Here is a 20,945-nt window from a genome sequence, read left to right on the forward strand (position 1 = left end):
GCGGGCACGTGTGACGTGCCCGGCCCGCCCGTCCGTATCCGCCGGTCAGACGGTCTTGTCCAGCTCGGCGAGCTCCGCCTCGGACTCCGGCGTACCCGGGATCTCGGTGCCGCGGATCGACTTACCGGCAGTCTCGACGACGAAGAAGAGCGTGATCAGGCCGACCACGGATCCCGCGATCATGTAGTAGGCCGGCATCAGCACGTCGCCGGTGGCGCCGATCAGAGCGTTGTTGACGTACAACGCCGTGCCACCGAAGGCAGCGGTGGAGATGTTGTAGCCGATCGCCATGCCGCCGTAGCGGACCTGCGAGGGGAACATCGCCGGGAAGGTCGCCGAGATGGTCGCCAGCTGGGCGACGTAGACGATGCCCAGCACCGTGAACCCGATGACCGCCGGCCAGAAGCCCTGACCGATCAGCAGGAACATCGGGACCGAGAGCACGATCAGGCCGATGAAGGAGCCGCCCCACATCGGCTTGCGCCCGACCCTGTCCGACAGCGCTCCGGCGATCGGCAGGAACACCAGCATCGCGACCTGTCCGAAGATGACCAGGAGGTCGGCGTCGGTGCTGTCGAAGCCGGCCTCCTCCTGCAGGTAGGTCGCCATGTAGGCGAGCAGGGTGTAGTTGGCGATGTTGAGCGCGGCGACCAGGCCGATCAGGGTGAGGATCGGCTTCCAGAACAGCGCGAAGAGGTCCTTCAGTGCGGCTCCGGCGCCGCCCTCGACGGCGTCCTGCGACTCGAGCTCCTGGAAGACCGGCGTCTCCTCGAGCTTGGTGCGGATGTAGAGGCCGACGAGGCCGATCGGACCACCGATCAGGAACGGGATGCGCCAGCCCCACTCGGTCATGGCGTCCTGGCCGATGATCGACTCGGTGGTGAAGACGACGGCGATGGCGGCCGTGAAGCCGACGATCGTGCCGAACTCCAGGAAGCTGCCGTAGAACCCCCGCTTCTTGTCGGGGGCGACCTCGGCCATGTAGGTCGCCGCGCCGCCGTACTCGCCGCCGGTCGAGAATCCCTGGATCACCCGGAGCAGCACGAGCAGGACGATGGCCCAGATGCCGATCGAGTCGTACGTCGGCAGCAGGCCGACACAGAAGGTGGCAGCCGCCATCAGGATGATCGTCATCGCGAGGACGCGTTGACGTCCGATTCGGTCGCCGAGCGGACCCCAGAAGATGCCGCCGAGCGGACGCAGGATGAACGAGATCGCGAAGGTCAGCGCCGTGCCGGCGAAGCCCTGCTCGGGGAAGAAGTTGGCGGTGATCTCGGTCGCCACATAGGCGAAGGCGCCGTAGTCGAACCACTCTGTCGCATTGCCGACCGCTGATCCGGTTATCGCTCTGCGGAGCTTTGATTTATCGGGTTGTGCCTCGTCGGAGGGGATGGCTGAGGTTCCTGACATTTCTTCTCACCTATTCGGTGTGATTGATGGCTGGGGACCGCGTTTGACCCGCAGTGTCGACCGTAGGGTTGTCAACAATTTGCGCCACGTCAGCGCTGTCTTTGCGCTCTGACCAGGGAACGCTGAAGGTGGCACGGGGTGTGACGGATGGTTTATGTAAAGCCAGCACGCTACCTGAAGATGGCTCCGGGTAGGGGTAGGGGGAGGGGCACCCCGGTGAGTCGCAGGCCCCGTCAGGATTGTTGACGATCTGCAACCAGCCCTCCTACCGTTGTCCCGAACCATTGCCGAGATATCGAGCGCCACGGAGGATTTCTTGGAGACGTCCCGGCGGCCGGCGATCACGATCCTCTGCCCGCCCGACGGCGGCAGACCCCGCGGGACGGAGTTGCTCGAGGACGACGCCGAGCTCACCTACACCGATGCCGCAGGTCTCGCCGACGCGCTCGAGGGAGCCGACGCGCTGCTGCTGTGGGACTACTTCTCCGATGCCGTCCGCGATGCCTGGCCGAGCGGCGGCTCGCTGCGTTGGGTCCACGTCGCCGCAGCCGGCGTCGACAAGCTGCTCTTCCCGGAGCTGGTCGACTCCGAGGTGGTCGTCACCAACGCCCGCGGGATCTTCGACCGGGCGATGGCCGAGTTCGTGCTCGGCTCGATCCTGGCCGTGGCCAAGGGCATCCACGTCAGCCACGATCTCCAGACTGCCCGCCAGTGGCATCGCCGGGAGACCCGGCTGATCAGTGCGCAGACCGCGCTCGTGGTCGGCGTCGGCTCGATCGGCCGCGAGACGGCTCGGTTGCTGCGCGCGGTCGGGATGGACGTACGCGGTGCCGGCCGCACCGCCCGCGGCGGCGACCCCGACTTCGGCGAGATCGTCGCGAGCGCCGACCTGGTCTCGCATGTGGGTTGGGCGGACCACGTGGTCGTCGCCGCGCCGTTGACTCCGGAGACCCAGGGTCTGATCAGCAAGGACGTTCTCGCGGCGATGAAGCCGGGGAGTCACCTGGTCAACGTCGGGCGCGGGGCGATCATCGACGAGAGGGCGCTCGTCGCCGCGCTCGGCGACGGCCCGCTCACGGCCGCCTCGCTCGACGTCTTCGAGGTCGAGCCGCTCCCCGCCGAGAGTCCGCTGTGGACGACGCCGGGAGTCGCGGTCTCGGCGCACATGTCCGGTGACTACACGGGCTGGCGGGAGGCGCTTGCGGATCAATTCGTCGACAACGCCCAGCGCTGGCTGAGCGGTCGACCGCTCTCGAACGTCGTCGACAAGCAGCGCGGCTTCGTCGTCGCCTAGAGACCGGACGTGCGCCCCGGCCGCGCCCGGGCGGCGGCTGACGGAGGACTGGAAACCGTATGGACCGGGTATCGATCGGATGTCCGGGTTTCCCGCCGATAGGGTTTGGTCATGTCTTGGTTCGAGCGCAACACCCATCACTGGGACGACTGGTCGCTGGGCGAGCTCATCGAGGCCAAGCAGGGGCAGCGGGTCAGCCTCGTGGTCCCGGCGCGCAACGAGGCCGCGACCGTGGGAGACCTGGTCAGCACGCTGCGCACCAGTCTGATGGAGACCGCCGACCTGGTCGACGAGCTCGTCGTCATCGACTCCGACTCCTCCGACGACACCGCACGGATCGCCTCGGACGCCGGCGCCGCCGTCTACGCCTCGGCCGCGATCCGGCCCGATCTCGGCTCCTACCCCGGCAAGGGCGAGGCGATGTGGAAGTCGCAGTTCGTGACGACCGGCGAGCTCATCGTCTTCATGGACGCCGACCTGACGGAGTGGGACACCCACTTCGTACGAGGTCTTGTGGGCCCTCTTGTCAACAATCCGACGATCGACCTGGTCAAGGGCTTCTACCGGCGTCCGGGCGAGCACGGTCTCGACGGCGGTCGAGTCACCGAGCTCGTCGCCCGCCCGCTGCTAGCCCTGCATCGCCGGCCGCTGCGAGACCTGATCCAGCCGCTGGCGGGCGAGTGGTCGATCCGACGCTCGCTGTTCGAGAGGCTGCCGGTCCCGGTCGGCTACGGGGTCGAGCTCGCCGCCCTCGTGGACACACTGGACACGCGAGGGATGGACGCGATCGCCCAGGTCGACCTCGGCCAGCGCGACCACAGCCACCAGGACCTCTTCGATCTCGGCCTGATGGCGACTCAGATCGTGGGCATGATGTCGCGTCGCCTCGGCACCGGCCCGGCAGGCGATGACGTCGAGATGCGGCAGTACATCCCGACCGACGGCTCCACCAAGGTCGTGGAGCGGTCCGTGAGCCTCTTGGAGCGGCCGCCGCTGCGCGATGGGTGGGGCGGTATCCTCTCCTGATGCTGAGCCTCGGACGACACGACTTCGGTGATGGCGAAGCGTTGATGATGGCGATCGTCAACCGCACCCCGGACTCGTTCTTCGACAAGGGAGCGACCTGGGCCGAGGACGCGGCCTTCGAGCGCGTACGTCTGGTGGCGTCACAGGGCGCGGAGATCGTCGACATCGGCGGGATCAAGGCGGCGCCGGGGGTCGAGATCGGCGCAGCTGAGGAGAAGGCCCGGGTGGTCGACTTCGTCGCCCGCGTACGGGAGGAGTTCCCAGCGCTGGTCATCTCGGTGGACACCTGGCGCGCCGAGGTCGGCGATGCGGTGTGTGCGGCCGGCGCCGACCTGATCAACGACGCCTGGGGAGGTGCGGATCCGGAGCTCGTCGACGTCGCCGCGGCCCATGGGGCCGCGATCGTGTGCACCCACACGGGTGGCGTGACGCCGCGGACCCGCCCCTATCGGATCGAGTACGACGACGTGTTCCGCGACGCGATCGACTCGACGCTCGGCTACGCCCAGCGTGCCCTCGACGCCGGGGTCGCCAAGGAGTCGATCGTGATCGACCCGGCCCACGACTTCGGGAAGAACACCTTCCACTCCCTCGAGATCACCCGCAGACTCGGGGAGATGGTCGAGACCGGCTGGCCGGTGCTGGTCTCGCTGTCCAACAAGGACTTCGTCGGGGAGACCCTCGACCAACCGGTCGGCGAGCGCCTCCTCGGCACCCTGGCCGCGACGTCGGTCTGCGCGCTGGCCGGCGCCCGCATCTACCGGGTCCATCAGGTGCCGGAGACCCGGCAGACCGTCGACATGGTCTGGACGATCGCCGGACGTCGGCGTCCGACGCGAGCGATCAGGGGGCTGCAGTGACACGGGTGGCGCTCGTTCCGGGATGCCTGGCCCTGCTACCGGAGTACGCCTCCCTCGACGACCCCGTCGAGGAGCTCCGCTCCGCCTGTCTGGCGGCCGTGGCGTGGCTGAACGAGGACGTACGCGTGGTCGCCGGTGCGCAGGGCGCCCGGGTGGCCTCCGCGCTGCTGGCCGAGGTCGGCGCGGCTCCGACGAGCAGCGCGGAGGCGGCGTACCTCATCGTCGGCAACGGCTCGGCTCGTCGCAGCGAGAAGGCACCCGGTCACCTCGACCCACGGGCCGCCGGGTTCGACGAGCTGCTGGCCAGGTCGCTGGCGAAGCCCGACGCCGACGCCCTCGGCGCGCTGGATCGCGGGCTGGCCGCCGAACTGTGGGCCGACGTCGATCCGATCGTGGAGTCGGCCGACCTGCTGCGCGGGGTCGACACGGTGGCGATCGACTACGACGCCGACCCGTACGGGGTGCGCTACTGGGTCGCCCGCTGGGCTCAGCGGGCGTAGTCCACCCACCACCGAGCCTTGTAGATCTGTCCGCCCGGGAGCGTGCGTGAGTCGGTCGGGCGGTGCATCCGCACCGTCGAGGTGCACCAGGTGCAGGGGTTGCCGGGCTCGTTCCTGGTCGTGATGACCTGTCCGGTGGCCGGGTTGGTGGTGACCGCCTTGACCCCCGCGACATCGACGGTCTCCGCGCCGGGGTAGTCGCTGTGGAACGTCCCGGTGGCCTTGTCGACCTGGTAGACGCGGGTGCCGGTGGTGACCCAGAGCCGGTCGGGGCGGTGAGGGATCAGCTGCAGGTCGTGGCCCCAGGCGGTCGGCAGCGGATGGGTCACCTCGCGGGTGATGGTCGGCTCGGCCCGGGTTCCGCCGATCCTCAGGCCCACCAGCTCGTGGTCGCCGAGAGTCCACAGCAACCGGGTGGTCGGGTCCCAGACGGCACCGTGGGCTCCGTCGAGCTGAATCTGCGTGTACGCCGTGGACCGGCGTCCCTGCGAGGCGGTGTACACCCGCACCCAGCCGCCGGTGCTCGCCGTGACCGCCACGTTGCCGCTGGGCAGCAGCTCGATGCTGTGGGCGTTGTCGGCCCGGCCGACATCGGCGGCCCAGTAGGAGCCGCGGCCGGTCGGGTAGGGGACCACTGCGGCCAGGCCGTAGGAGTCGGTGGTCAGCAGGTAGCGACGCCCGTCGCGGTGACGCAGCTTGGCCTCGTCGGGCAGGCCCCAGTTGTCGGTCAGGTCGCCGAAGCCCTCGGTGGCGGTGGGCCGCCACGCCCACTTCTCGGCGCCGCTGGTCCAGTCGGCGTCGTTGGCGTCCAGGACGATGATCCGGTCGCTTGCCTGGTCGGTGACGACGATGTCGTACGGGCTGGCGTTCGTGCTGCCGGCGGCGACGTTCGCCGGCTGCGCGGCAGCCGGAGCTGCGGAAACCGTGGTGACCGAGGTGATCAGGGCGAAGGCTGTGGAGACGACAGCGATGGCGGTCAGATGGGGGACTGGCAGGCGCATGGACCCTCCCTGGGTATGGCTGGTCCATTCAGGGAAGCGAGGTCACATGAGCGTGGGATGAACTCCCGCGAGCATCTAGTTGATCAGGTCGGTAAGCCCCGCCGCGTAGGCCTTCGGTGTCACGTCGCCGATCACGACCAGCTGCAGGATGTAGCCCGGGAGCAGGCCGGTGAGCACCATCGCGATCTTCTCGGGGTCCGCGTCCTTGCGGAACTGCCCCGCTTCGATGGCGGCTTCGGCGTACCTCCGCCACGCGGCGCGGATGCCGCGCGCCTCGGGAGCCATCAGCGCGAGGAACTCGGGGTCGGATGCGGCCTCGGCCCAGGTCTGCAGAGCGATCCGGGGCAGGTTGATGCCGAGCTCCTCGGAGAGGTCCAGGATGTGCTGGGTCGCGGTCTCGATCGCCCGTTCGGGCGGGGGAGGGGCCGCGCCTGAGCTGGCCGCGGCGATGAGGCCGTTGATCGCGTCCTTGAGGCCGGTCACCCCGGACGAGGCGATCGCGTGGATGATCTCGTGCTTCCCGCGGAAGTAGGTGTAGACCGAGCCGGCGGACAGGCCGGACTCCTGGACCACGGCGGCCATCGTCGTCTTGTGGAAGCCGTCGCGCTCGACGCAGCGCAGCGTCGCCGCGATGATCTGCTGGCGTTTCTCGGTGCGGTGCTCGTCGCTGACCTTGGGCATGCGACGAAGCGTACCTCAAAAGAAAACGAACGCTCGTTCTTGATAAATCCCTCGGCGAGGGGGAGAGTGATCCTCAAAGAAAATGAACATTCGTTTTTAAGGAATCGCCATGTCCAAGTCAGTGAAAGCCGTGATCGGGATCAGCCTCGGCCTGGTCGCCCTGCTCACCTTGCTCATCTCCGCGTTCGCCTGGCCCGCCAGCGAGATGGAGCCCAGGTCGCTACCGCTGGTCGTGGCCGGCCCCGAGGCCGTGGTCACCCAGATCGAGACCCAGCTCGCCGCCAGTGTGGGGGAGGACGCCTTCGAGGTCACCGCGGTCGCGGACCGCGACGCCGCGGTCGAGGCGATCGAGGACCGGGAGGCGTACGGCGCGATCCTCGTCGGTCCCGAGGGCCAAGAGGTGCTGGTCGCCTCCGCAGCCAGCGCCAACGTCGCTCAGCAGCTCACCCAGATGGCCACCGCCATGGGTGCCGAGTCCGGCGCCCCGCCCACGGTGACCGATGTCGTGCCGAGTGCGGAGAAGGACCCGCGCGGCATCGTCTTCGGCGCGTCCGCGCTGCCGCTGGTCATCGGCGGCATCATGGCCGGCGCGATCACCTCGCTGGTGCTGACCCGCACTCGCGACCGGGTCGCGGCCGCGTTCTTGATCGCGATCGGTGGCGGCCTGGCGATGACCGGCGTCGTCCAGGGCTGGCTCGGCGCCCTGGAGGGGCGCTACCTGGCCAACGCCGGCGTCGTCGCCCTCGGCATCCTGGCCGTCGCGCTCCCGATCATCGGCCTGCGCCACCTCATCGGACCAGCCGGTGTCGGCATCGTGGCGTTGCTCATCCTCCTGGTCGGCAACCCGATCTCCGGGATCACCTCCGCGCCGGAGATGGTGCCGTTCGGATGGCTCGGCCAGCTGATGCCCCCGGGCGCGGCCGGATCGGCGCTGCGCGGCTTCTCCTTCTTCGACGGTGCCGGGACCACCATGCCGCTGATCGTCCTCGCCTGCTGGGCCGGTGTCGGCCTGCTCCTGACGGTGCTGCCGCACCGGGAGAAGCTCAGTTCAGAGGCGGAGGTGGCCGAGCGAACCACGCGTGACGCGGAGGCCGCTGCACGGTAGAACTGTAGGGATGAGCCATCCACACGAGCCGGTCGGCGAGTGGTGGCGCGGCCAGGTGGCCGCCCTCCACCGCTGGGGCCGGCTCGTTCTGCGCGACGAGGACGACGCGGTCCACCAGATGCGCGTGACCGTACGCAGGCTGCGCAGCGTCCTGTCGACGTACCGCCCGCTCCTCGACGCGGAGCAGACCGAGCCGCTTCGCGCGGAGCTGAAGTGGCTCGGCGCCCTCCTCGGAGACGTACGCGACGCCGAGGTGCTCCGCAGGCGGCTGCGGCGCTGGGCGGCCGAGCACGGTCCGGGACCGACCGGCGTCGACGCACTGCGGGCGGCGCTCGCCGAGCGCCAGATCCAGGGGAGGGCCCGGCTCCTGCCAGAGCTGGACGGTGACCGCTACCGGGCGCTGATCGCAGCCCTCGCCTCCGGTCTGCGCTGGTCAGAGGCGGATCCCGGCAAGAAGGCACTGCGCAAGCGACTCCGCCGAGACTGGCGACGGATGGCGGCCGCGGCCGACGCCGCCGCGAACACCGACGACGCGGAAGAGCGTCGTCGGCAGTTCCACGAGGCGCGCAAGAAGGCCAAGAGGATCCACTACGCGGCCGAGTCGTCGCGCGAGGTCTTCGGCAAGGACGCCGAGCGCCTCGCGAAGGCAGCCAAGTCGATCCAGTCGACCCTCGGCGACCTCAACGACGCCGCAGTCATGATCCAGACGATCGGGCAGGTTCCAGGGCCCGACGACGCCGTCCGTGATCTCCTCGAGGTCGAGCAGACCGCCGCCGACACCGCCGAGGCGCGGTTCGCCTCCGTCTGGAAGAAGGCGAACCGCCCGAAGGTCCACGGCTGGCTGAGTCAGCCCACCGCAAAGTCGAAGTAGGTGTCGGGAAAGGGCTCCTCGATCAGCGAGTAGTGCCACCACTCGCAGTCGTAGCGGCTGAAGCCGCACGACTCCATCACCGAGCACAGTTGGGACCGGTTGCGTGCCGCGACCTCGGAAACCCCCGCCGCGCCGTGGTGGGAGATCTCGTCCATCAGGTCGTGGTCGCCGCCCATGTCCAGCAGCTCGCCGGAGGCCAGGTCGAAGAGGGTCAGGTCGACGGTGCTGCCGCGGCTGTGACCGGACCTCGTGGCGACGTACCCCTTCTCGAACATCTCCGGGCGGGTGATCGCGGGATGGTGGGCCCGCTTCCGCGCATCGTCTGCGGGCGCGGGCTCCTCGGCCCAGCGCAGGAAGGCGTCCACGGCGCGCTGCGGGCGGTAGCCGTCCCACAGCAGGATGCCGAACCCGAGCGCTGCCGCAAGGTCTCGTGCCTGGGTGAGCGCTGCGCTGAGCTCGTGGGTGCCGACGATCCGGTTCACCAGATAGCCGTCGACGGGCTTTCCGGTGAAGTTGTCCCAAGTGGCGTACTTGGCGTCCCATCGGATGCCCGGAACCAGCTCGTCGACGAAGGCGAAGCCGTCCCTCATCGAGCCGTCTCCTCCAGCGCCAGCGCGACAGCACGGTCGAGGAGCTCGGTCATCGAGATCCCGGCCGCGGCCATCATCCGCGGGTAGCGGCTGTAGGAGGTGAGCCCGGGCAGGGTGTTGACCTCGTTGAGCACCACGGTGCCGTCGGCCTTGAGGAACATGTCGACGCGCGCCAGACCGCGGCAGCCCAGCGCGCGGTAGACCCGCTGCGCCTCGGTCTTGACCAGCTCCTGCGCCTCGGCAGGGATGTCGGCCGGCACGATGAAGGTCGCGTTCTCCGATCCGGTCTCGGGAGCGTCCTCCTGGTGGATCTTGAAGAAGCCGTGCGAGAGAGCGACGTGGTCGACCTCTCCAGTGACCAGTTCGGAGCCGTTGCCGAGGATCGCGCAGCCGATCTCCTCGGCGACGACGCCTTCCTCGATGAGCACCTTGTCGTCGTACTGCCGCGCGGTCGCCACCGCCTCGACCAGCTCCTCGGCCGTGGTCACTTTGCTGACCCCGAACGAGGACCCGGAGCGGGCGGGCTTCACGAAGACCGGATAGGGGAGTACGCCGGGGTCGCCAACGGTCGGCACAGTGTCATCGGGACCTAGGATCCAGAAGTTCGGCGTCGGGATGCCGGCTTCGCCGACGACGGTGTAGGCCAGCGACTTGTCCATGCACAGCGCCGAGCTCTGCACGTCGCAGCCGACGTAGGGGATCCCGGAGAGCTCGAGGAGTCCCTGGATCGCGCCGTCCTCGCCGAGCTTGCCGTGCAGGACCGGGAGTACGACGTCGAGCCGGATCGGCTCGTAGCTGCCTGCGTCGTTGCCTTGGTCGAGGACGAGCAGCCCGTGCACGCTCCGGTCGGGGGAGAGCACGACCGGGCGGTGCGCGCCGTCCTCCCAGCTCGCCTCGGGACCGTCGCACAGGCGCCAGTCGCCGCTCTTGGTGATGCCGATCCAGTACGCCTCGTACTTGTCGGCGTCGAGGTGTCTCGCGACCTCCTGGGCCGACTTCACGGAGACGGGGTGCTCTTCGAAGACGCCACCGAAGATGACGCCGACCTTGAGCCTGGACATCTTGGACTCAGACATGCTGAAACCTGCTTTCGAATTCACGACAGTTCATGATGGAGTTCTCGACCGTGTCCTGGAGGGCGTGGTCGGTGAGATAGGCGATATGCGGGCTGACCAGCACGTTCGGCATCTCCTGGAGCCGCGCCAGCCAGCTGTTGGGGAGCTCGCGTCCCCTCAGGTCGGCATAGAAGATGCCCTCCTCGCCCTCGACGACGTCCAGCGCCGCACCGCCGAGCCGGCCCTCCTCGAGGGCCGTGACGAGCGCCGGCGTCTCGATGAGGGCCCCGCGGCCGGTGTTGATGACGTACGCGCCGGGGCGCATCCGGGCGATACGCCGCCGGTCGAGAAGGTGGTGCGACTCCTCGCTGAGCGGCGCGTGGAGCGTGATGACGTCGCTGCGCTCGACGAGGGTGTCGAGGTCGACGTGCTCGACCCCCGCGGTCACGGGGCGGGGCCGGATGTCATGGGCGAGCACCTCGCAGCCGAAGCCGCGCAGCCGGTCGATGACGGCTGCGCCGATCCTTCCGGTGCCGACCACGCCGACGGTCAGGTCGCGCAGCTCGCGGCCGCGTACGGTCCCCGGGCGGTAGTCGTGGGCGTCGGTGCGCCGGATCGTGCTCTTGGCGCCGCGCAGCGACATCAGCATCAGCATCAAGGTGTAGTCGGCCACCGAGTCAGGTGAATAGGCGACGTTTCCGACCGTCATGCCGATGCTCGCCGCGAAATCGACGTCGACATGGTTGAACCCCACGCTTCGCGTCGAGACATATCGAACCCCTGCCCTTCTCAGGGCCAGGAGCGTCTCGTTCGATATCGGCGTCTTATGGCTCACGCTGACGCACCGGTTTCCGCGGGCCAGCTCGGCATTGTCCGCAGTGACCTCCTCGGGCGTGGTGGTCAGGGAGACGCCGAGCACGGGTGCCAGCGACTCGAAGAGCACCTTCTCATCGGGTGCGCAGCCGTAGACCGCGATCTGGAGAGTCGGGGAGATCGTGGTCGGCTGTATCGGCTCTGTCAGTGCCGTCAGGGTCGGTTCGTGGTAGATCATCGCCGCCAGCAAACCCCACGAGCAGTTGCGGGCCCGTATGGATTTTCCGATATGCCGACGATAGGTGGGTTCGGCGATCTCGGGGTGCAGTTATCGTCCGCATATCGATTAGCGCATACGCGCCGACAACACCGGATCTCGAAGACTGACGGGATGATTCCCCTCAGCTTGGACGAAATAGCCTCGTTGGTCGGCGGGAAGGTCGTCGGCGACGGCTCCGTGACGGTGAGCGCCCCGGCCGTCATCGACGGCCGCGCGGCGGACCCCGGCGGCCTCTTCGTCGCGTTCGCCGGTGAGCACACCGACGGCCACGAGTACGCACCGCAGGCAGCCGCGGCTGGCGCCGTCGCCGCGCTCGGCTCGCGCCCGACAGCCCTCCCGACCGTCGTCGTCGAGGATGCCCAGGCTGCGCTGCAACGCCTGGCCGCCCATATCGTCTCGATGTTGCGCGAGGAGCTGACTGTGGTCGCGGTCACCGGCTCCCAGGGCAAGACCAGCACCAAGGACATGATCGAGGCGGTGCTGGCGACCGCTGCGCCGACTGTGGCGACCTCCGGCTCGTTCAACAACGAGCTCGGCGTACCTCTCACCATGCTGCGCGCCGACAGGACCACGAGGTTCCTCGTGCTCGAGATGGGTGCCCGGCACATCGGCGACATCGCCGAGCTGACCGGTCTGGTCGCACCGGACATCGCCGTCGTCACGAACGTCGGTCAGGCCCACCTGGGTGAGTTCGGGTCGCGCGAGGCCATCGCTGTGGCCAAGAGCGAGCTGGTGCGCGGGCTCGCAGCCGGCGGGACGGCCGTGCTCCACGCCGACGACCCCAGGGTGCTCGCGATGTCCGACCTCACCGACGGTCCGGTGCTGACCTTCGGAGCGGGCGAAAGGGCGAGCGTACGCGTCTGCGACCTGTCCCTCGACCGGCTCGGCCGGCCCTCGTTCACTCTGCGTCACGATGGCGACAGCGCTGTCGTCAGACTCCCGTTCGTCGGCGCCCACTGGGCGCTCAACGCCGCGGCCGCCGTGGCAGCAGGCCTGACCGCCGGAGTTTCCCTCGAACGGGCCGCGACCGCCCTGAACACCGCCTCCATCTCGAAGTGGCGCATGGAGCTGCGCGCCCTCGACAACGGCGCGACGCTCCTCGACGACTCCTACAACGCCAACCCCGAGTCCACCCGCGCCGGCCTGGACGCGCTCGCCTCCATCGACGCCAAGCGCCGCATCGCCGTTCTCGGCGAGATGCTCGAGCTCGGCGAGGCGAGCCACGACGCCCACCACGAGATCGGGAAGTACGCAGCGACCCGGGCCGACCTCGTCATCACCATCGGCCGAGCCGCCGCTGTCATCGCCGAGGGCGCGGGGGAGAGGGCCCTCGCCCTACCCGACAACGCCGCCGCCATCGCCTGGCTGCGGACCCACCTCGTTCCCGGCGACGTGGTCCTCGTCAAGGCCTCACGTGGAGCCCGCCTCGACCAGGTCACCGCGGCGCTGGGCTGAAGAAAGCGCTCGAGCGAGCGCCAGACTTCCCTGCCGAGGAATCGGACTGATCGGTCGAGCTGGTCTGGTGTGCGTCACAGGGGCGCCCTGTCGGCGAACGCACGTCCACAGACAATTCCCGCGGCGCTGTGGAACTATTCACATCATGAAGTCTCGTCTCGGGATCGTGGCCTCGGTGATGCTGCTGTCGGCGTGCAGCATCGTTCCTTCTACATCGTCGGAACCAGTGAAGAGCCCGAGTGTGGAGAGGTCGTCCGAGGCTGCGACGCTCGAGCCGGGCGAGGATCCCTACTACCAGCCGCTGTGGACGTTGAACGACGTGGGTTTTCAGATCAATGCATCGACCAGCGTCGAGATCGTCGGTGACACTGCGATCATCCGTTCCATTCCGATTCCAGCGACGGTGCCGGAGAGGATGCCCGGCGGGCTCGACGAAAGGGACTGGACCGATTACACCGACAGACCCTGGCTCACAGTGGTCGACATTCCCAGTGGTGAGGTGCGGTGGGAGATGCCTGCAAGCATGGCGTCGGTGTCTGGGTTGGACGGCTTCAATCCTCTGCCCGAAGTGCAGGACCCCGGCGTCTACATCGCTGGCTCTGATGTGGTTGTCGGCTTCCTCAACGACGCGGTGGCGGATCTCGACGATCTGTCGATGGCAGGAGTCGCACCGGGCATCGCCAGCATCGACCCCGAGACGATGAGGGCGAAATGGGCGCACGCCTACAAGCCTGTGGTGCGCCGTGACGGCATCAAGGTCTGGCGGCAGTTCGTCGGGGCCCATGACGAGCTCGTCATTCAGACGATTGATGAGTTCACCGGCGGCGACATGGATGGTGAGCCGAAACGTACGTGGCACCGCCGCACCCAGGCGTTCCACGCCTCGACGGGCGAGCTCGCATGGGAGAGGAAAGGCCTCGTGGCGCTCTCCGTCAGCAACGGCGTCGTGCTGGCGCGTACGCTTCCCCTGGATAGCACCGCGAAGCATGGGTCACCATTTGAGGCGCTCGACGCGGAGACCGGCAAGACGTTGTGGCGCACGAAATCGCGCACCAACCTGTTCGGCATTTCCGACGACTGGGTGCTCTTCGCCCGTGACGCCGTCGACACGCACAAGAACGACCCCACCAAGGGTGTATATGCGCTCAGGACCGGTGTGAAGAAGCTCGGTCTGGCCGGTGATGAAGGCCCGGCTTTTCCCGTGAGCGGTGACGGCGCGACGCATCGCGTTGCTGCCGTCGGTGATGGGGTGGTGTGGAGCAGCAGCGGCCGGAAGCCGAACATGGTGAGCTGGCTGAGCGACGGTGCTTCGTCTCCAGTCAGCAAGCCGATGAGAAAGCTCGTCCAGCCCACGCCCGTCGTGGCCAACGACCGGTCCTTTGCATACGAGATGATGGGGCCGTGGAGGTTCCTCGATGAACGTGGCGAGGCGGTCGGTGATCCGTTGCCGCTGAACAGCAACGACGCGCGAATCGTCGTCTCAGGCAGTTATCTCGCGCTCATCCCCGAAGACACCGAATCGCTAGATGCCACGATCTCGTTCTACAAACTCATCCAGTGACGTCCGTCCGTTGCGAAGCCGCCGGACGACGCTGCTGATCGTTGTGTGATCGAGCCAGACAAGCACCTGTCGCCGTGGGTGCACGTGTGCTTCGTCAGGAGGACGGTTCGAAGGTCGGCATCACCTGGTTGATCAGTTCATCGGTCTGTTTCCGATCGACCAGTTCGCGCTTGAATTGCCATAGGATGGTCACCCGCTGGCCGTCGCTGACAGTCCCGTAATCATCGATCCAGGTTTCTGGATCCTCGGCGCGGACGTGGTAAAAGGTGAGACCGCCGAAGGTCAGGTCTGGGAGGCGTGTCACTTTGTCATAGCCTGCCTTCTTGTCGTACGCCACTCTAGCCGCAGCCGCATCGTCGATGGCAGTGGCGGATTCCAGCGTCGGCCTGGACGTGAGAATTCCCCCACCGAGCCGGAAGCCGCCTTCGCCTTCAACCGGAGCTTGCAGATTGTGCCCAGTGGCGACCTTCTCTACGTTCCAGTCCGGCGGAACGAGGAACTGGCCGCCTTCGTCGGCGGCCGTGTGCCAGCCATCTGTCGGGCCAGCCGAACTTTCTGAGGGCTCACGGGATGGGCTGGCGGACGATGTGGCGCCCTCGTCTGGATCCTCAGCTGAGCTGCACGCGCTCAGAGTCGCCCCTAGAAGGGCGACCACGGCAACAACGGAGGTCGAAACGAGATGGCGGGTTCGTGCCCGAGTCGTCGACATGGTGGCGAGCGTAGCGAGCCGAGGTCGATGCCGGGAGATGCAACGCTGAACACCGCGGGAGGGCTATGCCGTGGACAGGAGATGACCTGTCCAGCAAAATGTGCGCCAGAGGGTTGATGGGTCCCGGGCCGCCGCCTCTTCGGCCGCACTCGGTCGACGCTTCAACACATGCGCCATCTGAGGGGGTACGCCGTGGGGAACGGGAAAGAGACCAAGGTCGACCAAGCGGCCGTCGACAGCATGAAGAACATGCTGGTCGACATGAAGGTAGACGTGGACAAGCTGCGGGTGGAGACGCCTCGTGCGGGCCTTCTCGGGCAGGGTGCGAGCGGGGAGTCGCTCAAGTCTCAGATGGATGTCGCGAGCGATCGGATCAACGCCACGCTGTCGCATCTCTCGGACGCGCTGATCAAGTTCTATGAGGGCACCGACCGTGCAGCCAAGGAGATGACTGGCGCCGATGAGGACGCCGGTGCATGGGGCAGAGCGATGGCGGATGGCGTTGAAATGGTGAGCCAGCCGCTCGCCCTGAATGTGGGCAAAGACGACCGTCCCGACGCTCTGCCGCTCCCGCTCCCCTTCCTGCCAGTCTCGCCTGAACTGCTCCAAGAGATGCAGTCGCGCGCCGAGATCATGGGCTCCTTCTCCGGGGAGGACGGTGCCTGATGGCTGCGCTCGACGGCGGAGGCGGTATCAGCCGGGTCAAAGGCCCACACATGATTCGCCTGCAGCAGTACCTGCTCGCGGCAGATGCGGCGGACATCGACGCCCATATCGCGAACTGGCAACTCGCCGAAGAGCTCTTCACGGGCGCATCCGAACAGTTCACCGCGTTGGCAAAGGGATGCGGTGACGCTTTCGCAGAATCCTCCTACACTGCACAGTCCGCCGACCGTTCGTACAAGACGGCTGCCGCGCAGGTGCGCGAGAAGGCGGAAACCCTCATGGCCGCGCGTCTTGCAATGTCGCGTGTCGCGGAGCGCTACGACCAGGCGAAGAAGGCGTACGACTTGCACGAGGGCAGGCTGCCGACGTCCCACGGCCCGGCGCCGAGCGCATCCGACCCGGCGTACACGACCGAGGGCTACACCGGGGACGAGAAGGCGAGGCGCGAGACTGCGTTGGGCGATGCGAAGGCGCAGCATGCGAAGGACGCCCAGGCGATCGCGGATGCCGAGCGGGAGGCGGCATTCCAGTGTCAGCAGATCGATGACGGCAATCGGGAGGCCGAGCCGAAGGTGCGGGCGATCACGGAGCCGCCGTCGTCGACGTCACCCGGGTCGAACGGCAGTGGCAGCTCGGGCAGCTCGTCCGGGGGCTACTCCAGCCCGGGCTCGCGCAGCGCGATCGCCGCGGCTCAGGCGAAGTACGACTCGGTGAACCCGGGCACGCTCTACGCCGAGGGCGAGGGACACCAGATCCGGGCCGAGCAGAAGGAGATCATCAGGCAGGCCCATGCCGAGAACATCCCGGAGTGGGACAACGCTTCCGGAACGTGGGTCAATGCCGATGGCTCTGCGGCACCGGCGACGAGCTACGCCAGCATCGAGACCGCCGAAGGACTGGCGCCGCTCGGCGGTGGCGCCGGCGGAGCGGCTGCGCTTGGGATCGGGCTCGGCGGCGCCGGGCTCGCGGTCGGCGCCGCTGCGGCGCTGCGGGCCAAGTTCGGTGCCGGGGCGGCAGCGGCCGCCGGCAAGGTCGGTGCCGCCAGCAGCCCGGCGAGGGCCGCCTCCGGAAGGGCGGCCAGCACGGCGCCGAGGGTCGGAGCCCCCGGCCAGGCAGCCCGATCGGGGGCTGGTGGCGCGCGCGGCGCAGGAGGCCGAGCCGGTGCTGGCGGTCGGGCTGCCGCCGGTGCGGGCAGCCGTAGCCAGATGCGCGGCGCAGGTGCCGGAGGGGCCGGTCGCGGAGGTAGGGGCAAGGACAAGCAGAGCGGCGATCCGGACCTCGACTTCGTGGCCGACTACTCGGCGGACTACAGCGACGAAGAGTACGAACGCCTTCTTGCGCTGAAACGCTTCGACGACGAGCAGAAGCGGCAGCTCCGCAACCGACCAGACGCGTAGCCAGCACGGCCGTACGGTCTGGTGCGGTCAGACCGACCGCACCAGATCGTTGCTGTTCGCCGTGCTCGGCGCGGTCGCGGTGCGCTGCCGCCACCAGGGCCACGACAGGATCGCGGCCACGGTGGCGCCGCCGGCGTTGAGGATCACGTCGTCGACGGAGGAGACCCGGTCCAGGCGCAGCGTGTACTGCAGGGTCTCGATCGTCACCGAGCCGGCGATCCCCAGGGCGAGGACCCGCCTCACCGAGCGCAGCGCCCGGAAGCGGATCGGGCCGAAGAAGCCGGCCGCGGCGAAGATCAGCAGGTTGCCGACGACACCGACGGTCGTCATGGTCGGCAGATCCTCGAACGGCACCAGACTCACGCTGCCGTCGACCTGGCCGGCCATCGGGCCGGGGACCATCGTCAGCAGTACGAACGGCACGGTGCCGTAGACGATCGCGACCTCGGCCAGCGACGTACGCCATGCCCGGGCTGGTGCCAGACCGAGCCCCCGGCGCAACAGCGCCAGGACCGGCACCGCCAGCACCGCCACGGGCAGCGCCAGGATGGTGAGCAGGGCGATGCCCATGAAGGTGAGTGAGCCCGATTCGTTCACGATCACTGGTTCCGCCGTCTCATGTAGAGGTCGAAGGCCCGGTAGACGATCGGGCGCAGCGGGAGGTCCCACTCGCCGACGTACCGCACCGCCTGACCGCCGGTGCCGGCCTTGAACTGGATCAATCCGACATGCGAGTCGTCGGCCGACAGTGTCGGAGTGATGCCGCGCAGGTCGTAGACGTCGCAGCCGGCGGCCAACGAGTCGCGGATCATCGCCCACTGGCAGGCGTTGGAGCCGCGTACGTCTCGTTTCGTCGTCGACGAGGCGCCGTAGACGTACCAGGCGTGGCCGCCGACGCGGACGTAGATCGTCGCTGCGACCAGGTCGCCGTCGTGATGGGCGAGGTAGAGGCGGATCCGCCCGGGTTCCTCGGCGCTCAGCGCCGCGAACATCCTCTCGAAGTAGGCCAGCGGCCGTGGGGTGAACCGGTCGCGCTCGGCGGTGTGGACGTAGAGGTCGTGGAACGCCTTCAGATCCTCCCCGCCGGTCGACGTGGTGACCTCGACACCGGCCTTGGCGGCCTTCTTGATGTTGCGCCGCCAGAGCTGGTTCATCCCGCTGAGGACGTCGTCCTCGGAACGCGCGGCCCCGTCCGTGTGGCGCAGCGGGATCTCGTACGTGAACTGCGGCTGCCCCGCCCCGAACCCGCTCTCGGGGTTCTGCGGGATCCAGCCGGATTCGCGCAGGTATCGGGTCACGTCGGCGCCGATCGGGTCGACGGGCCCGGGCAGATCGGTGAGACGTACGACTTCCGGGTCTGCGATGCCCTCCTTGACCGCCGCGGCGCTCCAGGTGTCGGTCCGCACCGGGGGAGCGAGCCGGATCGCGAACGCGCCCTGCGAGCGCAGGTAGGAGACCAGCGGCGGGAGCCACACGGTGAGTCCGCCGGACCAGTCGATGTCCGGACCCCACGGAAGGTACGCCAGCGTGTAGCCCAGTCGCGGCACCGGCCGGTGCAGCACCAGCCCGGTCCCGGCGAGCCGCTCGCCGGCGTACCAACCCAGCGACTCGCTGCGCCACTCGGTCTTCACCGCGGCCCAGGCGGGGGTCTGCTGGAAGCTGACCGAGCGCCGCGACCTGATGTGGTCGAGGTGCTCGGTGGAACTGATCGGTCTGACGGTGAAGGTCACCATGCCAGTCAACCGGCTGGGATGTCGTCAGGACGTATGCCGTTTCGGATACATCGGCGATATGTCATCGACCTAGGATCATTGGCATGCGGGTGCTGGTGGTCGAGGACGAGCCGTTGATGGCTGAGGCGATCCGGGACGGGTTGCGGCTGGAGGCGATCGCCGCCGACATCGCCGGCGACGGCGACATGGCTCTGGAGATGCTGAGCGTCAACGCCTACGACATCGCCGTGCTCGACCGCGACATCCCCGGTCCCTCGGGCGACGAGATCGCCAAGCGGATCGTGGCCTCCGGCACCGGGATGCCCATCCTGATGCTCACCGCCGCCGACCGACTCGACGACAAGGCCTCCGGGTTCGAGCTGGGTGCCGACGACTACCTGACCAAGCCGTTCGAGCTGCGCGAGCTGGTCCTGCGGCTGCGGGCGCTCGACCGGCGGCGCGCCCACAACCGGCCGCCGGTGCGGGAGATCGCCGGCCTGCGGATCGACCCGTTCCGGCGGGAGGTCTATCGCGACGGCCGCTACGTCGCGCTGACCCGCAAGCAGTTCGCCGTGCTCGAGGTGCTCGCCGCGGCCGAGGGCGGCGTCGTCAGCGCCGAGGAGCTGCTGGAGCGGGCATGGGACGAGAACGCCGACCCGTTCACCAACGCCGTACGCATCACCGTCTCCGCCCTGCGCAAGCGGCTCGGCGAGCCGGCGATCATCGCGACCGTGCCGGGCGTGGGATACCGCATCGATGTCGACGCCTAGCGAGACGGGTCGCCGACGCCCGGGGATGAGCGTCAGGCTCAAGCTGACGTTGAGCTACGCCGGCGTCATCGTGGTCACCGGTGTCCTGCTGCTCGCCGTGGTGTGGGTCTTCCTGCTGCGCTATGTCCCTGACGGTGTGTGGGTGCAATGGCCGCAGGAGCCCGGGCGGCCGAGCGCACCCTTCGTCCCCAACCGCTCCGACCTCGAGCGTGCGTTCGTGCCGAGGGCTGCCATGATGATGGCGGGCCTGGTCGTGTTCGGGCTGGTGGGAGGCTGGATCCTCGCCGGGAGGATGCTCGCCCCGCTGACCAGGATCACCGAGGCCACGCGTACGGCTGCGGGCGGCTCGCTCTCGCACCGCATCGAACTCGAAGGTCCCGGTGACGAGTTCCGTGAGCTCGCCGACGGCTTCGACGACATGCTCGCCAAGCTCGAGGCGCAGGTGGCCGAGCAGCAGCGGTTCGCCGCCAACGCCTCCCACGAGCTGCGTACGCCGCTGGCGATCACCCAGACGCTGCTCGACGTCGCCGGCAAGGACCCCGACCGCGACGTCGAGGCGCTCGTCGACCGGCTGCGCCTGATCAACTCGCGGGCGATCGACCTGACCGAGGCTCTTCTCGTGCTCAGCCGAGCCGACCAGCGCTCCTTCGCCCGCGAGCCGGTCGACCTTTCGCTGGTCGTCGAGGAGGCGGTCGAGACGCTGCTGCCGCTTGCCGAGCACCGCGGGGTGCGGATCGAGACCTCTGGCGACCAGGCCTCGGTCAGTGGCTCTCCCGCCCTGCTGCTGCAGGTCGCGACCAACCTGATCCACAACGCGATCGTCCACAACCTGCCCGAGGGCGGGTCGGTGTCGGTCACCGTCGTCGCCACCGAGAAGAGCGTTGTCCTCACCGTCGCGAACACCGGCGAGGAGCTCCCTCGCGAGCTCGTCGCCACGCTCACCGAGCCGTTCCAGCGAGGCACCCAGCGCATCCACGGAGACCAGGCAGGCGTCGGTCTGGGGCTGGCGATCGTCAAGAGCATCACCCGCGCTCACGACGGCAACCTCGCCGTGCTCGCCCGTCCCGGGGGTGGGCTGCGGGTCTCGGTCGAGCTGCCCCGGAAGCATTAGCAGCAGGGTTGTGAAGCTGAGGGTGGTCTATAGGCCACCCACAGCTTCACAACCAGGTCAGCGCGGGCTCGCGACGGG

21 protein-coding genes are annotated in these 20,945 nt (G+C 68.5%); 12 read left to right on the top strand and 9 right to left on the bottom strand.

Annotation, left to right across the window (positions count from 1 at the left end):
- Nucleotides 1-45 precede the first annotated feature (45 nt).
- Complete coding sequence (locus H5T77_RS22165; protein ID WP_292652779.1) at nt 46-1,410, bottom strand: MFS transporter; 1,365 nt, start codon at nt 1,408-1,410, stop codon at nt 46-48.
- A 316-nt stretch (nt 1,411-1,726) separates the two neighbouring features.
- Between H5T77_RS22165 and H5T77_RS22170 the strand changes: the two genes are divergently transcribed.
- The 4 genes from H5T77_RS22170 to H5T77_RS22185 all read left to right on the top strand — a co-directional run bounded on the left by H5T77_RS22170 (nt 1,727) and on the right by H5T77_RS22185 (nt 5,090).
- The gene (locus H5T77_RS22170; RefSeq protein WP_292652780.1) at nt 1,727-2,704 is read left to right on the top strand and encodes a D-2-hydroxyacid dehydrogenase; all 978 of its coding nucleotides are present in this window, start codon (nt 1,727-1,729) and stop codon (nt 2,702-2,704) included.
- 111 nt (nt 2,705-2,815) lie between these two features.
- Complete coding sequence (locus H5T77_RS22175) at nt 2,816-3,730, top strand: glucosyl-3-phosphoglycerate synthase (protein ID WP_292652781.1); 915 nt, start codon at nt 2,816-2,818, stop codon at nt 3,728-3,730.
- A complete protein-coding gene (folP, locus tag H5T77_RS22180; protein ID WP_292652782.1) occupies nt 3,730-4,590 on the top strand; it encodes a dihydropteroate synthase in 861 nt (286 codons plus the stop codon). Before H5T77_RS22175 ends, folP begins: the two co-directional genes overlap by 1 nt.
- A 5-nt stretch (nt 4,591-4,595) precedes the next feature.
- On the top strand, nt 4,596-5,090 hold the full coding sequence (locus H5T77_RS22185) for a class III extradiol ring-cleavage dioxygenase family protein (protein WP_292652783.1): 495 nt from the start codon (nt 4,596-4,598) through the stop codon (nt 5,088-5,090).
- Here H5T77_RS22185 and H5T77_RS22190 read toward each other — a convergent pair.
- A complete protein-coding gene (locus tag H5T77_RS22190; RefSeq protein WP_292652784.1) occupies nt 5,078-6,091 on the bottom strand; it encodes a DUF6528 family protein in 1,014 nt (337 codons plus the stop codon). The two genes, H5T77_RS22185 and H5T77_RS22190, sit on opposite strands and share 13 nt — an antisense overlap.
- A 75-nt stretch (nt 6,092-6,166) precedes the next feature.
- Nucleotides 6,167-6,772, bottom strand: coding sequence for a TetR/AcrR family transcriptional regulator (locus H5T77_RS22195; protein WP_292652785.1), 606 nt, complete (start codon nt 6,770-6,772; stop codon nt 6,167-6,169).
- A 109-nt stretch (nt 6,773-6,881) separates the two neighbouring features.
- Between H5T77_RS22195 and H5T77_RS22200 the strand changes: the two genes are divergently transcribed.
- Together H5T77_RS22200 and H5T77_RS22205 are read left to right on the top strand one after the other, a co-directional pair.
- Nucleotides 6,882-7,877 carry a hypothetical protein gene (locus H5T77_RS22200; protein ID WP_292652786.1) on the top strand — a complete coding sequence of 332 codons (996 nt, stop codon included), beginning with the start codon at nt 6,882-6,884 and terminating at the stop codon, nt 7,875-7,877.
- 10 nt (nt 7,878-7,887) lie between these two features.
- The gene (locus H5T77_RS22205; RefSeq protein ID WP_292652787.1) at nt 7,888-8,748 is read left to right on the top strand and encodes a CHAD domain-containing protein; all 861 of its coding nucleotides are present in this window, start codon (nt 7,888-7,890) and stop codon (nt 8,746-8,748) included.
- On the opposite strand, the gene vanX is transcribed toward H5T77_RS22205, so the two are convergent.
- From vanX to H5T77_RS22220, 3 genes are read right to left on the bottom strand one after another with little or no spacing between them, the layout of a single operon-like run.
- Entirely contained in the window at nt 8,724-9,338 is a 615-nt protein-coding gene (gene vanX / locus H5T77_RS22210) for a D-Ala-D-Ala dipeptidase VanX (RefSeq protein ID WP_292652788.1), read from the bottom strand. The genes H5T77_RS22205 and vanX overlap by 25 nt on opposite strands.
- A complete protein-coding gene (gene vanA / locus H5T77_RS22215) occupies nt 9,335-10,399 on the bottom strand; it encodes a D-alanine--(R)-lactate ligase (RefSeq protein ID WP_292652798.1) in 1,065 nt (354 codons plus the stop codon). The genes vanX and vanA overlap by 4 nt, the downstream gene beginning before the upstream one ends.
- A gap of 7 nt (nt 10,400-10,406) precedes the next feature.
- Nucleotides 10,407-11,387: a D-isomer specific 2-hydroxyacid dehydrogenase family protein gene (locus tag H5T77_RS22220; protein WP_292652799.1), complete on the bottom strand. Its 981-nt coding sequence runs from the start codon at nt 11,385-11,387 to the stop codon at nt 10,407-10,409.
- A 210-nt stretch (nt 11,388-11,597) separates the two neighbouring features.
- Here H5T77_RS22220 and H5T77_RS22225 point away from each other — a divergent pair, with 210 nt between their 5' ends.
- Both H5T77_RS22225 and H5T77_RS22230 read left to right on the top strand, forming a co-directional pair.
- Nucleotides 11,598-12,941, top strand: coding sequence for a UDP-N-acetylmuramoyl-tripeptide--D-alanyl-D-alanine ligase (locus H5T77_RS22225; protein ID WP_292652789.1), 1,344 nt, complete (start codon nt 11,598-11,600; stop codon nt 12,939-12,941).
- A gap of 145 nt (nt 12,942-13,086) precedes the next feature.
- Nucleotides 13,087-14,502, top strand: coding sequence for a hypothetical protein (locus H5T77_RS22230; RefSeq protein ID WP_292652790.1), 1,416 nt, complete (start codon nt 13,087-13,089; stop codon nt 14,500-14,502).
- Between the two features lie 94 nt (nt 14,503-14,596).
- Here the strand turns inward: H5T77_RS22230 and H5T77_RS22235 are convergent, their stop codons facing one another.
- Nucleotides 14,597-15,211, bottom strand: coding sequence for a hypothetical protein (locus tag H5T77_RS22235; RefSeq protein WP_292652791.1), 615 nt, complete (start codon nt 15,209-15,211; stop codon nt 14,597-14,599).
- A gap of 168 nt (nt 15,212-15,379) precedes the next feature.
- Here H5T77_RS22235 and H5T77_RS22240 point away from each other — a divergent pair, with 168 nt between their 5' ends.
- Together H5T77_RS22240 and H5T77_RS22245 are read left to right on the top strand one after the other, a co-directional pair.
- The gene (locus H5T77_RS22240) at nt 15,380-15,877 is read left to right on the top strand and encodes a hypothetical protein (protein WP_292652792.1); all 498 of its coding nucleotides are present in this window, start codon (nt 15,380-15,382) and stop codon (nt 15,875-15,877) included.
- Entirely contained in the window at nt 15,877-17,274 is a 1,398-nt protein-coding gene (locus H5T77_RS22245; RefSeq protein WP_292652793.1) for a hypothetical protein, read from the top strand. Before H5T77_RS22240 ends, H5T77_RS22245 begins: the two co-directional genes overlap by 1 nt.
- A gap of 27 nt (nt 17,275-17,301) precedes the next feature.
- On the opposite strand, the gene H5T77_RS22250 is transcribed toward H5T77_RS22245, so the two are convergent.
- Nucleotides 17,302-17,871, bottom strand: a complete 570-nt coding sequence (locus H5T77_RS22250; protein ID WP_292652794.1) for a VanZ family protein — start codon at nt 17,869-17,871, stop codon at nt 17,302-17,304.
- A 2-nt stretch (nt 17,872-17,873) separates the two neighbouring features.
- Nucleotides 17,874-19,004 (bottom strand): lipid II:glycine glycyltransferase FemX, encoded by a 1,131-nt coding sequence (locus H5T77_RS22255; protein ID WP_366816664.1) that lies wholly within the window; start codon nt 19,002-19,004, stop codon nt 17,874-17,876.
- Between the two features lie 86 nt (nt 19,005-19,090).
- Here H5T77_RS22255 and H5T77_RS22260 point away from each other — a divergent pair, with 86 nt between their 5' ends.
- Together H5T77_RS22260 and H5T77_RS22265 are read left to right on the top strand one after the other, a co-directional pair.
- Complete coding sequence (locus tag H5T77_RS22260; protein ID WP_292652796.1) at nt 19,091-19,756, top strand: response regulator transcription factor; 666 nt, start codon at nt 19,091-19,093, stop codon at nt 19,754-19,756.
- Entirely contained in the window at nt 19,743-20,867 is a 1,125-nt protein-coding gene (locus H5T77_RS22265) for a sensor histidine kinase (protein WP_292652797.1), read from the top strand. Before H5T77_RS22260 ends, H5T77_RS22265 begins: the two co-directional genes overlap by 14 nt.
- Nucleotides 20,868-20,945 lie beyond the last annotated feature (78 nt).

The organism is Nocardioides sp., from assembly GCF_014360585.1.
Taxonomy (GTDB): Bacteria; Actinomycetota; Actinomycetes; order Propionibacteriales; family Nocardioidaceae; genus Nocardioides.

What these genes read in the sequence shown, in the direction of transcription:
- H5T77_RS22205 (WP_292652787.1), top strand. Translation starts at nt 7,888, where the DNA reads ATGAGCCATCCACACGAGCCGGTCGGCGAGTGGTGGCGCGGCCAGGTG.
- vanA (WP_292652798.1), bottom strand. Translation starts at nt 10,399, where the DNA reads ATGTCCAGGCTCAAGGTCGGCGTCATCTTCGGTGGCGTCTTCGAAGAG.
- H5T77_RS22260 (WP_292652796.1), top strand. Translation starts at nt 19,091, where the DNA reads ATGCGGGTGCTGGTGGTCGAGGACGAGCCGTTGATGGCTGAGGCGATC.
- H5T77_RS22240 (WP_292652792.1), top strand. Translation starts at nt 15,380, where the DNA reads ATGCGCCATCTGAGGGGGTACGCCGTGGGGAACGGGAAAGAGACCAAG.
- H5T77_RS22195 (WP_292652785.1), bottom strand. Translation starts at nt 6,772, where the DNA reads ATGCCCAAGGTCAGCGACGAGCACCGCACCGAGAAACGCCAGCAGATC.
- H5T77_RS22190 (WP_292652784.1), bottom strand. Translation starts at nt 6,091, where the DNA reads ATGCGCCTGCCAGTCCCCCATCTGACCGCCATCGCTGTCGTCTCCACA.
- H5T77_RS22265 (WP_292652797.1), top strand. Translation starts at nt 19,743, where the DNA reads ATGTCGACGCCTAGCGAGACGGGTCGCCGACGCCCGGGGATGAGCGTC.
- H5T77_RS22245 (WP_292652793.1), top strand. Translation starts at nt 15,877, where the DNA reads ATGGCTGCGCTCGACGGCGGAGGCGGTATCAGCCGGGTCAAAGGCCCA.
- vanX (WP_292652788.1), bottom strand. Translation starts at nt 9,338, where the DNA reads ATGAGGGACGGCTTCGCCTTCGTCGACGAGCTGGTTCCGGGCATCCGA.
- H5T77_RS22165 (WP_292652779.1), bottom strand. Translation starts at nt 1,410, where the DNA reads ATGTCAGGAACCTCAGCCATCCCCTCCGACGAGGCACAACCCGATAAA.
- H5T77_RS22200 (WP_292652786.1), top strand. Translation starts at nt 6,882, where the DNA reads ATGTCCAAGTCAGTGAAAGCCGTGATCGGGATCAGCCTCGGCCTGGTC.
- folP (WP_292652782.1), top strand. Translation starts at nt 3,730, where the DNA reads ATGCTGAGCCTCGGACGACACGACTTCGGTGATGGCGAAGCGTTGATG.
- H5T77_RS22225 (WP_292652789.1), top strand. Translation starts at nt 11,598, where the DNA reads ATGATTCCCCTCAGCTTGGACGAAATAGCCTCGTTGGTCGGCGGGAAG.
- H5T77_RS22235 (WP_292652791.1), bottom strand. Translation starts at nt 15,211, where the DNA reads ATGTCGACGACTCGGGCACGAACCCGCCATCTCGTTTCGACCTCCGTT.
- H5T77_RS22175 (WP_292652781.1), top strand. Translation starts at nt 2,816, where the DNA reads ATGTCTTGGTTCGAGCGCAACACCCATCACTGGGACGACTGGTCGCTG.
- H5T77_RS22230 (WP_292652790.1), top strand. Translation starts at nt 13,087, where the DNA reads ATGAAGTCTCGTCTCGGGATCGTGGCCTCGGTGATGCTGCTGTCGGCG.